This window comes from Streptomyces vinaceus (genome assembly GCF_008704935.1).
Taxonomy (GTDB): domain Bacteria; phylum Actinomycetota; class Actinomycetes; order Streptomycetales; family Streptomycetaceae; genus Streptomyces; species Streptomyces vinaceus.
Genome location: NZ_CP023692.1, coordinates 1,123,637 through 1,141,072, shown reverse-complemented (window position 1 = coordinate 1,141,072; position 17,436 = coordinate 1,123,637). Strand labels below are relative to the sequence as shown.

At 74.2% G+C, this 17,436-nt stretch carries 16 protein-coding genes and 1 pseudogene; 7 read left to right on the top strand and 10 right to left on the bottom strand.

The annotated features are described in order from the left end of the window. The first annotated feature begins 17 nt into the window (after positions 1–17). A complete protein-coding gene (locus CP980_RS05120; RefSeq protein WP_150492756.1) occupies positions 18–1,796 on the top strand; it encodes a Stealth CR1 domain-containing protein in 1,779 nt (592 codons plus the stop codon). A 118-nt stretch (positions 1,797–1,914) separates the two neighbouring features. Beyond that, a complete protein-coding gene (locus CP980_RS05115; protein WP_229906836.1) occupies positions 1,915–2,580 on the top strand; it encodes a hypothetical protein in 666 nt (221 codons plus the stop codon). 57 nt (positions 2,581–2,637) lie between these two features. Here the strand turns inward: CP980_RS05115 and CP980_RS05110 are convergent, their stop codons facing one another. Further along, a complete protein-coding gene (locus tag CP980_RS05110) occupies positions 2,638–5,046 on the bottom strand; it encodes an excinuclease ABC subunit UvrA (protein WP_150492755.1) in 2,409 nt (802 codons plus the stop codon). Between the two features lie 61 nt (positions 5,047–5,107). Further along, positions 5,108–6,094: an LLM class flavin-dependent oxidoreductase gene (locus CP980_RS05105; RefSeq protein ID WP_150492754.1), complete on the bottom strand. Its 987-nt coding sequence runs from the start codon at positions 6,092–6,094 to the stop codon at positions 5,108–5,110. Positions 6,095–6,150: 56 nt separating this feature from the next. Here CP980_RS05105 and CP980_RS05100 point away from each other — a divergent pair, with 56 nt between their 5' ends. Beyond that, entirely contained in the window at positions 6,151–6,645 is a 495-nt protein-coding gene (locus CP980_RS05100; RefSeq protein WP_132754409.1) for a phosphatase domain-containing protein, read from the top strand. On the opposite strand, the gene CP980_RS05095 is transcribed toward CP980_RS05100, so the two are convergent. Continuing rightward, on the bottom strand, positions 6,646–6,861 hold the full coding sequence (locus CP980_RS05095; protein ID WP_099888579.1) for a dodecin: 216 nt from the start codon (positions 6,859–6,861) through the stop codon (positions 6,646–6,648). Positions 6,862–7,028: 167 nt separating this feature from the next. On the opposite strand from CP980_RS05095, the gene CP980_RS05090 reads away from it, so the two are divergent. The 3 genes and pseudogenes from CP980_RS05090 to CP980_RS36540 all read left to right on the top strand — a co-directional run. After that, positions 7,029–8,291: an extracellular solute-binding protein gene (locus tag CP980_RS05090; RefSeq protein WP_373312779.1), complete on the top strand. Its 1,263-nt coding sequence runs from the start codon at positions 7,029–7,031 to the stop codon at positions 8,289–8,291. Between the two features lie 178 nt (positions 8,292–8,469). Further along, complete coding sequence (locus tag CP980_RS05085; protein ID WP_189998374.1) at positions 8,470–9,324, top strand: GNAT family N-acetyltransferase; 855 nt, start codon at positions 8,470–8,472, stop codon at positions 9,322–9,324. After that, positions 9,321–9,848 (top strand): annotated as a pseudogene (locus tag CP980_RS36540) (lysophospholipid acyltransferase family protein); the annotation flags it as partial. The gene CP980_RS05085 and the pseudogene CP980_RS36540, both read left to right, overlap by 4 nt. A 239-nt stretch (positions 9,849–10,087) precedes the next feature. On the opposite strand, the gene egtD reads toward CP980_RS36540, so the two are convergent. The 4 genes from egtD to egtA are packed head-to-tail and all read right to left on the bottom strand — an operon-like array spanning position 10,088 to position 14,566. Further along, positions 10,088–11,152, bottom strand: a complete 1,065-nt coding sequence (gene egtD, locus CP980_RS05075; protein WP_150492753.1) for an L-histidine N(alpha)-methyltransferase — start codon at positions 11,150–11,152, stop codon at positions 10,088–10,090. Continuing rightward, positions 11,149–11,907, bottom strand: coding sequence for an ergothioneine biosynthesis protein EgtC (gene egtC, locus CP980_RS05070; protein WP_132754403.1), 759 nt, complete (start codon positions 11,905–11,907; stop codon positions 11,149–11,151). The genes egtD and egtC overlap by 4 nt, the downstream gene beginning before the upstream one ends. After that, on the bottom strand, positions 11,907–13,238 hold the full coding sequence (egtB, locus tag CP980_RS05065) for an ergothioneine biosynthesis protein EgtB (protein WP_150492752.1): 1,332 nt from the start codon (positions 13,236–13,238) through the stop codon (positions 11,907–11,909). The genes egtC and egtB overlap by 1 nt, the downstream gene beginning before the upstream one ends. Further along, positions 13,235–14,566: an ergothioneine biosynthesis glutamate--cysteine ligase EgtA gene (egtA, locus tag CP980_RS05060; RefSeq protein WP_132754399.1), complete on the bottom strand. Its 1,332-nt coding sequence runs from the start codon at positions 14,564–14,566 to the stop codon at positions 13,235–13,237. The genes egtB and egtA overlap by 4 nt, the downstream gene beginning before the upstream one ends. 134 nt (positions 14,567–14,700) lie before the next feature. Between egtA and CP980_RS05055 the strand changes: the two genes are divergently transcribed. Next, positions 14,701–15,543 (top strand): TIGR02452 family protein, encoded by an 843-nt coding sequence (locus CP980_RS05055; protein WP_150492751.1) that lies wholly within the window; start codon positions 14,701–14,703, stop codon positions 15,541–15,543. 130 nt (positions 15,544–15,673) lie between these two features. On the opposite strand, the gene CP980_RS05050 is transcribed toward CP980_RS05055, so the two are convergent. From CP980_RS05050 to CP980_RS05040, 3 genes are all read right to left on the bottom strand, one after another. Further along, positions 15,674–16,138, bottom strand: coding sequence for a type II toxin-antitoxin system PemK/MazF family toxin (locus CP980_RS05050; protein WP_030159966.1), 465 nt, complete (start codon positions 16,136–16,138; stop codon positions 15,674–15,676). Between the two features lie 42 nt (positions 16,139–16,180). Further along, positions 16,181–16,843, bottom strand: a complete 663-nt coding sequence (locus tag CP980_RS05045) for an O-methyltransferase (protein ID WP_132754395.1) — start codon at positions 16,841–16,843, stop codon at positions 16,181–16,183. Positions 16,844–16,928: 85 nt separating this feature from the next. Then, on the bottom strand, positions 16,929–17,321 hold the full coding sequence (locus CP980_RS05040) for a MerR family transcriptional regulator (protein ID WP_132754753.1): 393 nt from the start codon (positions 17,319–17,321) through the stop codon (positions 16,929–16,931). Between the last annotated feature and the right edge of the window lie 115 nt (positions 17,322–17,436).

Here is a 17,436-nt window from a genome sequence, read left to right as displayed (position 1 = left end):
GTCTCGCGAGGTCGTATATGCAGGGCCTGTCCCGTCTCCCCCTCCCCGACGGCCTGCGCCGGATCGTACGGACGCTGCGCCGCCCCGCCGGCGTACCGAGACAGCCGGACGCCGCCCAGCGGGAGCGCACCGGGAGCGGCGGCCGGGTGGCGCCCCCGCCCGGCCGGGCCCGTGAGGACGAGCTCCTGGCGCGGGTGCCGGGCCTGGTGCGCCACCGCGGCCGGCTCTCGCGGGTCCGCGACGACCTGCTGCCCGCCGGAGCCCGGGACGCCAACCTGAGCGCGGTCGCGGACGCACTGGACGCGGCCGCCGTCCCGTACGGGCTGGTCCCCGACGGGGAGCTCCGGCACCGGGTGGCCATCGCCCCGGGCGACCGCGCGGCCGCCCTGAAGGCGTGTGCCGCGGCCTTCACCGGTCTCCCGGTGTACGCGCGCCTCCTCGGCGAGGGCGCGGGTGCGGGCGGCGACGGCAGCGGGGCCGGAGCGTTCCCGGAGGTCCTCGCCGAACTGCTTCCCGAGGCGGTCGCGGCCCAGGAAGGCTCGCCCGCCGAAACATCCGGCACTTCCCGCACCCCCGACACCCCCGACACCCCCGACACCCCCCACCCCAAGATCAAGGGCATCCGGCTCTTCCAGCCGGTCGTCACCTCCGGCCGGACCGTGGCCTACGGCCCTGAAACCGGCTGTGACCTGGAGTTCTGGGAGGCAGCCGACTCCGGCACCGGCGCCGTCGCCGGACTGCGCGAGACCCCTTACGGCTGGTGGGTGCCCACCCTCGAAGCCACCTCCACCCGCCGCGTGGGCGATCGCGACCACCCCGTCGTCGACGCCTTCGCGGGCCGCTTCCCCGACGACATCGACTTCCCCGTCGACGCCGTGATCACCTGGGTCGACGCCTCCGACCCCGCCTGGCGCCGCCGCAGGGACCGCGCCGCCGCCGGTGTCACCGGGAGCGCCCCCGTCGACCACGCGGAGAACCGCTACCGCGACCGCGGGGAACTGCGCTACTGCCTGCGCTCCATCGCCGCCCACGCGCCCTGGATCCGCCGCGTCTTCATCGTCACCGACGACCAGACCCCGCCCTGGCTGGCCGGCGACCACCCCCAGGTCACCGTCGTCGACCACCGCGAGCTGTTCGCCGACCCCGCCTGCCTGCCCGTCTTCAACTCCCACGCCATCGAGAGCCAGCTCCACCGCATCCCCGGCCTCGCCGAGCACTTCCTCTACTTCAACGACGACATCTTCCTCGGCCGCCCGCAGCGCCCCCAGAACTACTTCCTCTCCTCCGGTCTGCCCAAGGTCTTCCACGACCGGCGGGCCGTGGACCCCGCCGCCCCCGGAGACGGCGACGACGTCTTCACCGCCTCCCAGAAGGCGACCCGCCACGCGGTGGAACAAGCCGTCGGCCGGACCTACCCGCACATCCTGGCCCACACCCCGTACCCGCTCAGCCGCACCCTCTTCACCCACGTCGAGGAGCGGCTGCCCGGCCGGCTGGCCGCCATCGGCCGCTCGGTCTTCCGCAGCGCCGACGACCTCGCCCCCGTCACCCTCGCCTCCCACCTGGCCCTCGCCGACGGCCGCGCCGTGGAGGGCGAACTGCACCACGCCTACGTCAGCACCGGCCGCGCCGAGGAGATCGACCGGCTGCCCGCCCTGGCGGCCGACCGCCGGGCCGACGCGTTCTGCCTCGCCGACGACGACACCGCCCCCGGACTGACGCCGCAGGAGCAGCAGCGCGCGGTGACCGCCTTCCTGGAGGCCTACTTCCCGGTGCCCTCGCCCTACGAGAGGTGACAACGCCGCGCGGGACCTCGGCCGATCGGCCGATCCGATCGGCCGACCGGGCGCTCGTGGCGGCCGTACGCCGCGCCGCGCCACGGAGCGGTCCGGCCGGTGGGGGACAGTGGGCCCCATGCCACAAGCCCCCGCCGGGTCCGGACCGCGCCGCCGCACCCTCCTGGCGGCCGCCGCCCTCACCCCGCTCGCGCTGGCCGGCTGCTCCTCCCCGGACCCGTCCGGGAGCGCCGCCCACGGCCCGCACGGCGTGCCCAAGGACGCCCTGGTGATGCTGGTCCGGCACGCGGAGAAGCCGTACGCCGGGGACCTGGGCGAGGACGAGGACGGCAACGAGGACCCCGGCTCCCTCGCCGGGCGCGGCCGCCGCAGGGCCGAGGAGCTGCACCGCCTCTTCCCGCCGGCCGGCGGCTCGACGCTGCCGCGTCCCACCGTCGTCTTCGCCGCCGGCGGCCCGTCCGGAGCCGGAGGGCGGCCCCCCGCCCGCTGCCGCCAGACCGTCGAGCCGCTGACCACCGCCCTGCACATCCCCCTGCGCTCCGAGTTCGGCGTCGGCGCCGAAGAGGCCCTGGGGCGGGCCGTGCTGGCCGCCAAGATGCCCGTACTCGTCTGCTGGGAGCACACCGGCGTCCCCCGCCTGATCCACGCGCTCGGCGCCCACCAGGTCCTCGGCGTCCCCGCGAGCTGGCCCGACCGCTACGACCTGGTCTGGGAGTTCACCCGGCGCCAGGGCAGGTGGAGCTTTCGCGAACTCGCCCAGCACCTGCTCCCGGGCGACGCCTGAGGGCCGTCCCGTAATCCGCCGCGCGCCCGCCGGGGATGACGGGACGGCCCTGAGGAGTCACGGCCGCACGGCCCCCAGCGCCCGCGCGAGGTAGCCCGCCGTCCGGCCCACCCCCGTGGCCGCGACCTCCGCCGGGGTGCCCGCCGCGACGATCCTGCCCCCGTCCGTACCGCCGCCCGGGCCCAAGTCGATGACCCAGTCCGCGCCCGCCACCACCTCCATGTCGTGCTCCACGACCACCACCGAGTGCCCGGCGTCCACCAGGCCGTGCAACTGCCGCAGCAGCACCCGCACATCCGCCGGGTGCAGCCCGGTCGTCGGCTCGTCCAGCACGTACAGGGTGTGGTCGCGGCGCCGGCGCTGGAGCTCCGTCGCCAGCTTGATGCGCTGGGCCTCGCCGCCCGACAGCTCCGTGGCCGGCTGTCCCAGCCGCAGGTAGCCCAGCCCGATCTCCTCCAGCGCCCGCAGGCTGCGCGCCGCCGCCGGGACCGCCGCGAAGAAGGCCGCCGCGGACTCCACCGTCAGGCCCAGCACCTCCGCGATGTTCAGCCCCTCGTACCGCACCTCCAGGGTCTCGGTGTTGTACCGGGCCCCGGCACACTCCGGGCACGGGGCGTACGTGCTCGGCAGGAACAGCAGCTCCACCGAGACGAACCCCTCGCCCTGGCAGTTCTCGCAGCGGCCGCCCGGCACGTTGAAGGAGAACCGGCCCGCCTTCCAGCCGCGCGCCCGCGCCTGCGGAGCCTGCGTGAACAGCTTGCGCACCACGTCGAACAGTCCCGTGTACGTGGCCAGGTTGGAGCGCGGGGTGCGGCCGATCGGCTTCTGGTCCACCTCCACCAGCCGCCGCACCGGGAACGCCGGATCCGCGATCCGCTCCCCGACCTCGCGGGCGAGCACCTGGCCCACCAGCGTGGACTTGCCCGACCCCGACACGCCCGTGACGGCCGTGAACACCCCGAGCGGGAAATCGGCGTCCACGCCCCGCAGATTGTGCCGCTCGACGCCGGTGAGGCGGACCGATCCGCCCGCTGCCCGCACCGGCCGCCGCCCCGGCCCCGGCTCCGCGCCGCCCGGCCCGAACAGGTGCCGCGCCGTCGCCGACTCCGCCACGCCCGCCAGCTCCCGCGGCGGACCGCTGTACAGGACCCGTCCGCCGTGTTCCCCGGCCAGCGGACCCACGTCCACCAGCCAGTCCGCGTGCCGCACCACGTCCAGGGCGTGCTCGACCACGAACACGGTGTTCCCCGCCGCCTTGAGGCGGTCCAGTACGCCGAGCAGCGCCTCGGTGTCGGCCGGATGCAGCCCGGCCGACGGCTCGTCCAGCACGTACACCACCCCGAACAGCCCGGACCGCAGCTGCGTCGCCAGCCTCAGCCGTTGCAGTTCACCCGCCGACAGGGTCGGTGCGGTGCGGTCCAGGCTCAGGTAGCCCAGCCCGAGCTCCACGACCGGCCCGATCCGGGCCCGCAGGTCCTCGGCGAGCACCCGCGCCGCCTCCCCGTCCAGGGACGCGGAGGCCAGTACGGAGTCCAGGGCGGTCAGCGGCAGCGCCGCCAGCTCCGCGATCGTACGGCCCGCGAAGGTCACGGCCAGCGCCTCGGGCCGCAGCCGCCGTCCCTCGCACACCGGGCACGGGGAATCGGTCAGGAACCGCTCCGCGCGCGCCCGCAGCGTCGCGCTCTTGCTGTCCGAGAAGGTCCGCATGACGTAGCGGTGGGCGCTCATGTACGTTCCCTGGTAGGGCCGTTGGATCCGGTCCGCGTCCCGCACCGGATGCACCGTGACCACCGGCTGCTCCTCGGTGAACAGGATCCACTCGCGGTCCTTCGCCGCCAGCTCCCGCCAGGGCGCGTCCACGTCGTGACCGAGCGCCTCCAGGACGTCCCGGAGGTTCTTGCCCTGCCAGGCCCCCGGCCAGGCGGCGATGGCGCCCTGACGGATCGACAGGTCCGGGTCCGGTACGAGGAGTTCCTCGCTGGTGCGGTGGATGCTGCCCAGCCCGTGGCAGGAAGGGCAGGCTCCGGCGGCGGTGTTGGGGGAGAAGGCGTCGGAGTCCAGCCGTTCGGCGCCCGGCGGGTAGGTCCCGGCGCGCGAGTACAGCATGCGCAGGGAGTTGGACAGCAGGGTCACCGTCCCCACCGAGGACCGCGTGCCGGGGGAGGAGCGCCGCTGCTCCAGCGAGACCGCGGGCGGCAGCCCGGTGACGGAGTCCACCTTCGGGGCGCCGATCTGGTGGATCAGGCGGCGGGCGTACGGGGCCACCGACTCGAAGTACCGGCGCTGGGCCTCGGCGTAGAGCGTGCCGAAGGCCAGCGAGCTCTTCCCTGAGCCGGAGACCCCGGTGAACACGGTCAGGGCGTCGCGCGGGATGTCCACGTCGACACCGCGCAGATTGTGCTCCCGGGCACCCCTGACCCGTACGAAGGGGTCGTGCTGGACTTCGGATGCGGTGGAGTGGTGCATTCGCCCCAGTTTACGGGCCGCTACCCGGGGCCGCTCCCGGCCCGCCCCGGCCCGCTCACGGTCAGGCCCCGGCCAGCCCCGCCAGCCGCTCGAAGGAGTCCAGCAGCGCCGTGCGGTCGTACGTGGAGGTGGTGACCAGCAGCTCGTCCGCGCGCGTCAGCTCCGCCACCTCGGCGAGCTGCGCCGCGACCTGCTCCTCGGTGCCGTGGACGTGCCCGGCGAGCCCGCCCTCGTACAGCTCCCGCTCCTTCGCGGTCATGGCCAGGGCCTCCACCTCCTCGGCCGGGCGCAGGGGCGGGAAGCTGCCCCGGGTGCGGGAGTGCGCGAGGGACCAGGCCTCGGGGACCAGGATGCGCCGGGCCGCCTCGGGAGTCCCCGCTACGGCCACCGTCCCGGAGACCATCACGTACGGCTCCGAGCCGGCGGGCGAGGGGCGGAACTGGGCGCGGTAGCGCTCGACGACCTCCACGACCCGGCTACGGGAGCGCAGGTCGCCCACCACGAGCGGCAGTCCGGCCCGGGCCGCGACTCCGGCACCCTCGCCGGTGGCCAGGACGTACGCGGGGATCCGCAGCCCCTCCGCGGGGCGGGCGTGCACCTCGGGGTACTCCCGCTGGGTGCCGTCCAGCCAGCCCAGCAGCTCCGCCAGCTGTTCCTCGAAGCGGTCGGCGTCCTGTGCGTCGCGGCCCAGAGCCCGCCGGATCCCTCCGGTGAAGCCGACCGAGCGGCCGAGGCCCATGTCGATCCGGCCGGGGAACAGCGACTCCAGCACCCCGAACTGCTCGGCGACCACCAGCGGTTGGTGGTTGGGCAGCATCACCCCGCCCGTCCCGACCCGGATCCGCCGCGTGGCCCCGGCCACGGCCGCGGCCAGCACCGCGGGCGCGGAGCCCGCGACACCGGGGACGCTGTGGTGCTCGGACACCCAGAAGCGGTGGTAGCCGAGCCGCTCCGCCGCGCGGGCGAGCTCCACGGTGTCCCGCAGGGCCTGCGGGGCCGGGTGCCCCTCGCGGGTCCGGGACCGGTCGAGGATGGAGATTCTCCGCATCACACAAGCCTGTAACGCACACGCGCCGAAAGGATTCCCTGCCTACTCTGACCCGCATGAGTGACAGCAACGACCGCCGGCCGCTGGCCGTCTTCGACATCGACAACACGCTGGCCGACACCGACCACCGCCAGCACTTCCTGGAGGGCCGGCCCCGGGACTGGGACGGCTTCTTCGGCGCGGCGCCCGCCGACCCGCCGCTGGCGCGCGGGGTGGCGCTGGCGGTGGAGCAGGCGGCCGACTGCGAGGTCGTCTACCTGACCGGTCGCCCGGAGCGGTGCCGTGCGGACACGCAGGAGTGGCTGACCCGGCACGGGCTGCCGGAGGGCCGGGTGTGGATGCGCGGGAACCAGGACCGCAGGCCGGCCCGGACCACCAAGCTGGAGGTGCTCCGGCGGATCTCCCGGGGCCGGGAGGTGCGGATGCTCGTGGACGACGACGAGCTCGTCTGCCGGGCGGCGCGCGCCGCCGGCTTCACGGTGGTGCTGGCGGACTGGGCGGCCGACGCGCCGGAGCTCAAGTCCGCCCAGGAGGGTGAGGGCCGCACCTGATCAGTCCTCGCCGTCCAGGCGGAACCCGACCTTGAGGCCCACCTGGTAGTGCGCCACGGTGCCGTTCTCGATGTGCCCGCGCACCTGCGTGACCTCGAACCAGTCCAGGTTGCGCAGGGTCTGGCCGGCCCGTGTGACGCCGTTGCGGATGGCCTGATCGATGCCCTCGGGGGAGGTGCCGACGATCTCGGTCACCCGGTAGGTGTGGTTGGACATGGGTTCTCCCGACGGTGGGGGGGCTTTTGCCTCGTTCCACGGTGCCCCAGTAAGTCCGTCTCCGCGAACTTTGCGTGAACAGTCCCGAGTGAAAGGGCCTTGACCCGCCCATTGGTCTATGCCAATTTCAAGCCATCTCCGAGACCGGACTCCAGAAGGTGACCTTCGTGAAGATGCGCTTCCTCGCCGTGTGCACGGCCCTCGCGGCCGCGACCGCCCTCACCGGCTGCAGTCAGCTGGCGGGATCGGCCGCAGGGGCGCAGAAGGTGACGCTCTGGCTGATGAAGGGCAGTGCCTCGGAGGACTTCATCGCGAAGTTCACCTCCTCGTTCGAGAAGGAGCACCCCGGCGTCGACCTCGACGTCAGGATCCAGGAGTGGACGGGCATCGGCGAGAAGGTCAACGCCGTGCTCAAGGGCAAGAGCGCCGAGAGCGCCGACGTCATCGAGGTCGGCAACACCCAGGTCGCCCAGTACATCGAGACCGGAGGCCTGTCCGAGCTCACCCTGGAGGGCCTGCGCGAATGGGGCAGCAAGGACTGGCTCAAGGGCCTCTCCGACCCGGGAAGCGTCGACGGCGCGCAGTACGGCGTCCCGTGGTACGCCGCCAACCGCGTGGTGATCTACAACAAGGACCTCTTCGCGGACGCGGGCATCAAGGCCCCGCCCAAGAACCGGCAGGAGTGGATCCAGGCCACCCAGAAGCTGGACAAGGGCGGCAGACAGGGCATCTACCTCCCCGGTCAGAACTGGTACGTCCTCTCCGGGTTCATCTGGGACGAGGGCGGCGAGCTCGCCGTCGAGACGGGCGGCGAGTGGGTCGGCACCCTCGACGACGACAAGGCCCTGGCCGGCATGGAGTTCTACAAGCTGCTCCAGGCCCTCGGCGACGGCCCCAGGAACGCCGACGAGGAGACGCCCCCGCAGTCCGAGGTCTTCGCGAGCGGCGCGGTCGCCCAGATCATCGCCCCGCCCGGCCAGGCCGCCGCCATCGAGGCCGCCAACCCGGCCCTCAAGGGCAAGCTGGGGTTCTTCCCCGTCCCCGGCAAGACCTCCGACAAGCCCGGCGCCGTCTTCACCGGCGGCTCCGACCTGATCATCCCCGAACGGACCAAGCACCGCCGCGAGGCCGTGGACGTGATCACCGCGCTGGTCAGCGAGACCTGGCAGACCGAGCTCGCCCGCACGATGAGCTACGTGCCGAACAAGGCCTCCCTCGCCCACGTGGTCGACGGCAACGAGGGGGCCGCGAGCATGGCCCCCGGAGCCGCCCAGGGCCGCGCCACCCCGAAGTCCGCCCGCTGGGCCGAGGTCGAGGGCAAGAACCCGATCAAGCCCTACATGACGGCCGTACTCACCGGGGAGGATCCGCGCCGGGCCGCCAAGGAGGCCTCCGACATGATCAGCAAGGTCCTCAGCTCCGACCGCTGACCGCGTCTTCGGCGCCCTTCGGGCGCATGCCGGGGGCGGCCGCGCCCGCCGAGTTCAGCGTTCGCACATCCAAGTGCCGCTGAGCGGTCATGTCGAATCCAGCCGGTCACGGAAGAAGTAAAGGAGCCAGGCCACACCACCTGCCGGCCTGGCTCCCGTGCCCGGATCAGGAGCCGCCATGACCATCGCACCCCTGTCCCCGTCCACCCTTCCCCCCACCGTGACCTCGCCCGTCACCCCCCTCCTCACCACCGCTGCCGTCCCCGCGGCCGCACCCGTCACGGCCCCCGCGGACCTTCCCGCCACCCCCCACTACACCGTCCGCCTCGCCCGCGACGAGGACGAGGTGCGCGCCGCCCAGCGCCTGCGCCACCTGGTCTTCGCCGGCGAGCTCGGCGCCCGCCTCGACGGACCCGAGCCGGGCCTCGACTCCGACGCCTTCGACGCGTACTGCGACCACCTCCTCGTCATCGAGGAGGAGAGCGGCCAGGTCGTCGGCACCTACCGGCTGCTGCCCCCGGAGCGCGCCGCCGTCGCCGGCCGCCTCTACTCCGAGGGCGAGTTCGACCTCTCCGCCCTCGCCCCGATCCGCCCCGACCTCGTCGAGGTCGGCCGCTCCTGCGTCCACCCCGACCACCGCAACGGCGCCGTGATCGCGCTGATCTGGGCCGGCCTCGCCCGCTACATGGACCGCTCCGGCCACAACTGGCTCGCCGGCTGCTGCTCGATACCGCTCGCCGACGGCGGGGTGCTGGCCGCCGCCACCCGCGAGAGCGTCCTCACCCGCAACCTCGCCCCCGAGGAGTACCGGGTCACCCCGCACCTGCCCTGGAACCCCGAGGGCATCACCTTCCCGCCGCGCGTCGAGCTGCCCCCGCTGCTGCGCGGCTACCTGCGCCTGGGCGCCTGGGTCTGCGGCGAGCCCGCCCTCGACGCCGGGTTCGGCTGCGCCGACCTGTACGTCCTGCTCTCCCTGCGGCGCACCAACCCGCGCTACCTCAAGCACTTCCTCTCGCTCGTCCCGGCCGCATGAGCGTCTGGCTGCCCACCTCGCCCTGCACCCCCGAGGCCTGCGCCGGCCACGAGGGGGCCCGGGCGGGCCTCGCCCGCGCGGTGCTCCGGCTCACCGCCGCCGCGGCCCTGATCCTGCTCGGGATCCTGGGCTTCCAGCCCGTACGGCTGCTCCCCACCCGCCCCCGCCAGGCGCTGGTGCGGGCCTGGGCCACGGCCCTGGTCCGGGCCTTCGGCATCCGGCTCACCGTGCAGGGGAGCCCCGGCCCGGACGGCGGCCGCCTGATCGTCGCCAACCACGTCTCCTGGCTGGACATCCCGCTCGTCGCCGCCGCCGTGCCCTGCCGGATGCTGGCCAAGAGCGACATCGGCACCTGGCCGGTACTCGGCCCGCTCTCCCGGCAGAACGGCACCCTGTTCATCGAACGCGACCGGATCCGCGCCCTCCCCGCCACCGTCGAGACCATGACCCGGGCCCTGCTGGCCGGCGACCGCGTCACCGTCTTCCCCGAGGGCAGCACCTGGTGCGGGCGCGCCCGGGGGACCTTCCGGCGGGCCGCCTTCCAGTCCGCCCTGGACGCACGGGTGCCCGTACAGCCCGTGCGGCTCGCCTATCTGCTGCCCGACGGGAGCCCCGCCGGGGCGACCGCCTTCGTCGGGGACGATCCGCTGACCGCTTCCCTGTGGCGGATCGCCCGGGCCCGCGGGGTGCGCGCCGAGGTGCGTCTGCTGCCGCGGATCCCGCCGGGCCGGCACGCGGACCGGCGGGAGCTCGCCGCCGCGGCTCAGGCCGCCGTCGCCTGCGTCCCCGTCATGCCCGTCTCCTCTCCCGTCTCCTCCGTCCCGGCCGCCACGCTACTCGCGGGCGTGCCGGCCCAGCCGAGCTCGCCGTCGGCCACCGCCAGGGACAGCGCGAAGCGCCCCTCCGCATCCGTCCACCACTGAGTCAACTCAAGACCGGCCTCGGCGAGTTCCTTCCGTACGCCTTCCTGACGGAACTTCGCGGACACCTCCGTCAGGATCTCCTCACCCGCCGCGAACGGCACCACCAGATCCAGCGCCCGGACCTTCACCACCAGCTCCGACCGGGCCCGCAGCCGCATCTCGATCCACTCGTGCTCCCGGTTCCACACCGCGACGTGCGTGAAGTCGTCGGTGTGGAAGTCCGCGCCCAGCTCCCGGTTGACCACGGCCAGTACGTTCTTGTTGAAGGCGGCGGTCACCCCCTGCGCGTCGTCGTACGCGGCCACCAGCACGCCCTCGTCCTTCACCAGGTCCGTCCCCATCAGCAGGGCGTCCCCGGGCGACAGCATCGCCCGTACGGAGGCCAGGAACGCGGCGCGCTCCGGCGGCAGCAGGTTGCCGACCGTGCCGCCGAGGAACACCACCAGCCGGGGCCCGGGGGTCTCCGGCAGCCGCAGCGGCTTCGTGAAGTCGGCCACCAGCGCGTGCACCCGCAGCCCCGGGTGCTCGGTCAGCAGCGTCCGCGCGGCGCCTTCCAGAGCGCTCGCGCTCACGTCCACCGGGATGTACGTGTCGAGCGCCGGCATGGCCTCGATCAGGTGCCGGGTCTTCTCGGAGGAGCCGGAACCCAGCTCCACCAGCGTGCGCGCCCCGCTCGCGGAGGCGATCTCACCGGCCCGCGCCAGCAGGATCTCCCGCTCGGCGCGCGTCGGGTAGTACTCGGGCAACCGCGTGATCTCCTCGAAGAGTTCACTGCCCCGGGCGTCGTAGAACCACTTGGGCGGCAGCACCTTGGGCGACGCCGTCAGCCCGTGGAGGACGTCGGCGCGCAGCGCGGTGTCGGCGGAGTGCTCGTCGAGGGTGCGGGTCAGCTGGAAGTCGCTCACGGGGCGGTCTCCTTCAGCGGGGTCAGGTCGACCCGTGTGGCACGGGCGGTCAGCAGGGTCCGGTCGGGTACTTCGCACCAGCGGGAGTCGTCGTCGTACGGCTCCGAGGCCACCACCGTGCGCTGCGCCCGCGCGTCGGCCAGGTACCAGAGCGAATCGCCCCAGGCCGTTGCGGCGATGCCGGCGCCGTCGGTGAGCAGCAGGTTCAGGCGGGAGCCGGGCGCCGCCGCCGCGAGCTCCCGCACCGGCTCGGCGAGCGCGGTGCCGAGGTCGTCCCCCCGGTGCAGCCGGTGCTGCACCAGCGCCCAGACCAGCGCGGAGTCCGTGCTCGCGGCCAGGGACAGCAGCTGCGCGGGGGGCAGGGAGGCGGCGAGCGGCGCCACCGCGTCCGGCCAGTCCCGTACCGCGCCGTTGTGGCTGAACAGCCACGGCCCGGCGGCGAACGGCGCCGCCGCGGCCTCCCCGTCCGCCCCGAACACGGTGGCGTCCCGTACGGCGGCCAGTGCGGCCCGCGTACGGACCACCCGGGCCAGATCGGCGAAGTTGGGGTCTCCCCAGACGGGCCCGGCCCGCCGGTAGCGCGCGGGGACCGGATCGCCCTCCGCGTACCAGCCGACACCGAACCCGTCGGCGTTGACCGTGCCGTGGCGCTGCCGGCGCGGCTCCCAGGACTGCCGCACGAGACCGTGCTCGGGCTCGGTCAGCAGCCGGGCCAGGGGTATCTCCGGCCCGACGAAGGCGATGTGACGGCACATCAGGCATCCCTCGCGGTCCGGAACCCGGAGAAGATCTGCCGGCGCACCGGCAGGTCCCAGTTGCGGAAGGTGCCCCGGCAGGCCACCGGGTCCACGGCGAACGAGCCGCCGCGCAGCACCTTGTGCTCGGGGCCGAAGAACACCTCCGAGTACTCGCGGTACGGGAAGGCCCGGAACCCCGGGTACGGCAGGAAGTCGGAGGCGGTCCACTCCCACACGTCGCCGATCAGCTGGCGCACCCCGAGCGGGGAGGCCCCGGCCGGGTAGCTGCCCGCCGGGGCCGGGCGCAGGTGGCGCTGGCCGAGGTTGGCGCGGTCCGGGGTCGGGTCCTCGTCGCCCCAGGGGTAGCGGGTGGAGCGGCCGGTGGCCGGGTCGTGCCGGGCCGCCTTCTCCCACTCCGCCTCCGTGGGCAGCCGGCGTCCCGCCCAGCGGGCGTACGCGTCCGCCTCGTACCAGCTGACGTGCAGTACGGGCTCGTCGGCGGGCACCGGCTCGGTCACGCCGAAGCGGCGCCGCAGCCACTGGCCGGCCTCGCGGTGCCAGAACAGCGGGGCCCCGATCCCGTGACGGTGGATCTGGTCCCAGCCCTCGGGGGCCCACCAGCGTTCGTCGGTGTAGCCGCCGTCGGCGATGAACGCCTGATAGGCGGAGTTGGTCACCGGCGCCGTGTCGATGAGGAAGGCCCCGACCTCCCGGGTGTGCGCGGGCCGCTCATTGTCCAGGGACCACGGCTCGGCCGAGGTTCCCATCGTGAACGGGCCACCGGGAACCAGGACTTCGGCGGCCGCGGGGGGCGGCCCCTGCGGAGGATCCGGTTCGGGCGCGGTCAGTACCGGCTCGCCCCGGCGCAGCTGGTGGGTGATCAGCATGGTTTCATCGTGCTGCTGTTCGTGCTGGGCGATCATCCCGAACGCGAAACCGTCGTCCAGCAGCGCGGAGCCTTCCAGCGCGGTGCGCTCCAGCAGGTCGAAGACCCGGCCGCGCACCTCGGCGGTGTAGCGGCGGGCCTCCGCCGGCCCCAGCAGGGGCAGCTTCGGCCGGTCGGCGCGAGGGTGCTGGAACGCGTCGTAGAGCGGGTCGATCTCGGGGTGGAGGGAGTCGTGCCCGGCCACGTTGCGCAGCAGCCAGAGCTCCTCCTGGTTCCCGATGTGGGCGAGGTCCCAGACCAGCGGCGACATCAGCGGGGAGTGCTGGGCGACGAGGTCGCGGTCGCTCACGGCATCGGTGAGCAGGGCCGTACGGGCGCGGGCCGCGGTCAGGGCCGCGTGGGCCCGCTCGCGCAGGGCCGCGGGGGCCGGGCGGGCGGAGTCGGCTGAAGGCGATGCGGTCATGAGCGGGCCCCCGTCCCGGTGAGCTGCAGGTATCCGTCGTCGGCCGGGCAGCGGCCGCGCAGTGGGAAACGTTCGGTGAAGGCGCCGACCACGTCCTGGACGTGCCGGCTCGCGCCGAGCCGCGGCAGCGCCTCCACGGCGGCCCGGAAGCAGGTGGCCGCCGCCGTGCGCAGCTCCGGATCGGCCAGACCGTGCCGGGCGGCGGACTGCCACAGGGGATTGCGCGGCGAGGGCCGGGGGCCGTGGGTGTCGGCCAGGGCCTTCGCGGCCCGGTAGGCGCTCTCGGCGGCCTCGGGGTCGTCGAACAGCGCGTGGACGACGGCCACCGGGACCAGCCAGCCGTCCTCGCCGGGCTGGGCGTCGATCATCCGGAACTCCAGGTGTCCGCGCGGGCGCACCGGCGGGAACAGTGTGGTGAGGTGGTACTCCAGGTCCGCGGCGGTGGGCGGCCGCAGGCCGTCCGGGCCCGGGGCGCCGGCGCCGGTGGCTTCGGCGGCGCGCAGCCAGTCGCGGAAGGTCATGCCGCGCGGGACCGGCCACGGCCCCTCGCCTTCCGAGCGCACGCACATCACCTCGGTGTCCAGCGCGTGCCGGGTCCAGCCGGCCCGCGGCTCGGCGTCCGCCGGCGGGGCCAGCGAGCGCCGGGCGTCGATGTCGTTCCAGATCCCCTGCCGGGAGCACCGCCATCCGGCGTACGGGCCCTCGTGCGCGGGGGAGTTGGCGAAGGCCGCCACGAACACGGCGCCCAGCAGGTGCGCCAGCCGCCAGCGCCGGCCGTACCCGAGCGGCCCCGGTTCCTCGTACCCGGCGTCCACGCAGACCTGGACGGAGGCGGAGGAGCACATCATGGCGCGCCCGGCCGGGCCGGTGCGGTCGAAGTAGCTCTCCATCGCGTCGTAGCGCGGGCTGTGCAGCAGGCGGCGCAGCGGCCGGCGCGGATCGCGGCCGGTGCCGTGCAGGACCAGGCCCCGGGAGCGCAGGGCGGCCCGTACGGCGGTCAGATCGGCCTGGAGGCCGTCCACGCAGCCGGAGAGGGAGGGGGCGGGCGCGGAGCTGAGCTCCAGCTGGCCGCCGGGTTCGATGGTGAGCCGGGAGTGCAGGGGCAGGGCGCGGGCCGCGTCGTGCGCGGCGGTCAGCCGGTCGGGCGGCAGGGTCTCGCCGGGCCGTTCGGCGTCCAGTACGAGCCATTCGAGCTCGGCGCCGAGGATGCGGGGCGGGCCCGTCTTGAAACAAATGCCGTGGACGAGGTCCTCGGCGGCGGTTTCGCCGAGGGCGGCTGAGTCGCCCGGGGCCTGGGGGTCTGGTGGCGCGTACGAGTCCTGTGGCATGGCAGGGTCTCCTGTCCGCGGGTGTGACCTGACCATGCCTACCTACCCGTCCTTGTCGGCCCGAAAAGGGGGGAGCGGGCCACCGCGCGGAAAATGTCTGGCCGCGGGTGGTTCCTGCTGTCGATGATGGCGACGTGAGCAGCAGATTGCGTGAGATCGCGCGGGACAACGCGACCATCGTGGCGGCCGGCGGGTACCGGACGCGGTCCGGGCGGCAGGTCTCCCTGGCCGCCGCCCTGGCGGAGTCCAGGGCCGGAACCAGGATATATGGGCCAAACCAGGTCATTCCAGACGGGGAGCCCTCCGTCAGGCGGTACGAGACGGCCGTCGAGGTCACGGGGGAGAGCAGCACGGTCGCCGCCCGCAGGCTCGCCGCGGACGCCCCGGGCCCGGTCCGCGGGGCGTCGGTGGCCGTCTTGAACTTCGCCTCGGCCCGTAATCCCGGGGGCGGATACGTCCGCGGGGCCAAGGCCCAGGAGGAGGCGCTGTGCCGCGCCTCGGCCCTGTACGAGACCTTGCTGGAGGCCCCGGAGTACTACGAGGTCCACCGCGCGGGAAGCAGCACGTTCTACACCGACCGGGTGATTCACTCGCCCGGGGTGCCCGTCTTCCGCGACGACCGGGGCGAGCTGCTGGAGGCCCCGTTCAGGGTGGGTTTCCTGACCTCCCCGGCCCCCAACGCGGGGACCATCCGCCGCCAGGAGCCGGAGCGCGCCGCCGAGATCCCGGCGGCGCTGGCGCGGCGCGCGGAGCGCGTCCTGGAGACGGCGGCGCTTCACGGGTACCCGCGGCTGGTGCTGGGGGCCTGGGGGTGCGGCGTGTTCCGCAACGACCCGGCGGAGGTCGCCGAGGCCTTCCGGGCCCTGCTGGCCGGGCGTTTCGCGGGGGTCTTCGAGCGGGTGGTGTTCGGGGTGCTGGACCGCGATCCGGGACCACGGGAGGCATTCGAACGGGCTTTCGCAGGATTCGGCACGTAGCGGCCCGGGCGGGGCCGGGGGCGGGCGCCGCGCCCGGGACTGGGTCGCCCTGCCCGCGGACCGGGCCGGGCGCTGGGGCCGGTACGCGGAGCGGGCCCTGGACGTCCTCGGCGGCTGAGGGGCGCGGCCGCTACCGCCAGCCGTAGCGCTCGCGGAGCCGGTTCACCACCAGCTGGAACCTGCCCCGGTCCAGGGCGCACGCCTCGCGCCGCATGCCGTCCTCGTGCACGCGCAGCACCCGGTCCACGTCGACCCAGGACTCGCGCCCGGCGCCGTCCCAGGGGCCGGTGCCGATCGGCACCCACTCCCGGTCGTTGTCGTGCCGCTTGCTCGACAGCTGTACGGCCAGCAGGGTGCGCCCGCCCGCCTCCCGGGCGACGACCAGAACCGGGCGGTCCTTGCCGCGGCCGTCGTTCTCCTCGTACGGGACCCAGGTCCACACGATCTCGCCGGGGTCCGGATCGCCGTCCTTGTCGGGCGCGTACTCGGTGCGCACGGGCCCGATGGCGTGCGGATCGGCCTCGGTGGTGGCGGTGGCCCCGCCGCGGCCGGGCTGCTCGATGGGGTCGGAGCTGTGGTGGGAAAGTGCCGTCATGCGGCCGAGATTAGTGGTTCGGGCGGCCGCCGCGGGCGCGGTTCAGCCCGTGACGAGGGCCATGACGAGCCCGTCGTAGCCCTTGCTGCCGACGGTCTGGAGAGCCGTGGCGGTCAAGTTCGGGTGCTCGGCGATGAGTTCGGTGAACCGGCGGACTCCCTGGACGCGGGGGTCGGTGCTGTCCGGGTCGACGACGGCCCCGTCGCGGACGACGTTGTCGCCGATGATGACGCTGCCGGGCCCGGTCAGTTCGAGGGCCCATTTCAGGTAGTCCGGGTTGGACGGCTTGTCGGCGTCGATGAAGACAAGGTCGAACGGGGCGAGGTCCGTGAGGTGGGGCAGCAGTTCGAGGGCCGGCCCGCGTCGGATGTCGACCACGTCCGCGAGCCCGGCCCGGGCGACGTTCGCCTCGGCGACGTCCGCGCAGTGCGGGTCGACCTCCAGGGTGACCAGCCGCCCGCCGGCCGGCAGGGCCCGGGCGAGCCAGATGGTGCTGTACCCGCCGAGGGTGCCGATTTCGAGGACGGTGCGCGCGCCGCGGATGCGGGCGAGGAGGTGCAGCAGCTTGCCCTGGTTCGGGGCCACCTGGTGCGCGGGCAGCCCCGCGGCCTCGGCGTCCGCGTTCGCGGCGACCAGCGCCTCGTCCTCCTCCACGAGCAGTCCGTCGAAGTAGTCGTCGACGGCCGTCCAGGTCCGCTGCGCCATGAGCTCTCCCGATCTCCTTGACCCGTTTATGAGTTCCCAAAGGGAACTTACATGAGATCGCGCCCCTCTCGACAGGTCTCGTCTCTCAACAGGTCGTCGCGGAGGAGTCCGCGTTCGCGCGCAGGCGCTCCCGGTGTTCCCGGGCGGTGGCCATCAGCCCGTCGAGGGCGTCGCGCGTGCGGACGAGGTCGGCGATGTGGTCCGACAGCCGCGCGCGCTCCTGCGCCATCCGCGTCAGCGCGGCGTCGGAGGCCTCCTCACTGGGCGCATCCACGCACGGCAGCAGTTCGGCGATGGTCCTGCTGGACAGCCCCGCGGCGTACAGGCGCTGGAGGAACACGACCCGCTCCACCTCCTCGTCGGTGTAGTGCCGCTGCCCACTCGCGCTGCGCGTGCTGGCGAGCAGGCCCTGCTCCTCGTAGTAGCGCACCGAGCGGACGCTGACCCCGGCCCGCCCCGCGAGCTCCCCGATGCGCATCTCGCCCTCCCCGGCTGTGAGTTGCGGCACACAGCTTGCCTCTGACGTCGACGTCAGGTTTTAGCGTAGCCGCAGTGCCCGACACCCGGGCGCCGCGGACAGCAAGGAGCTTGCG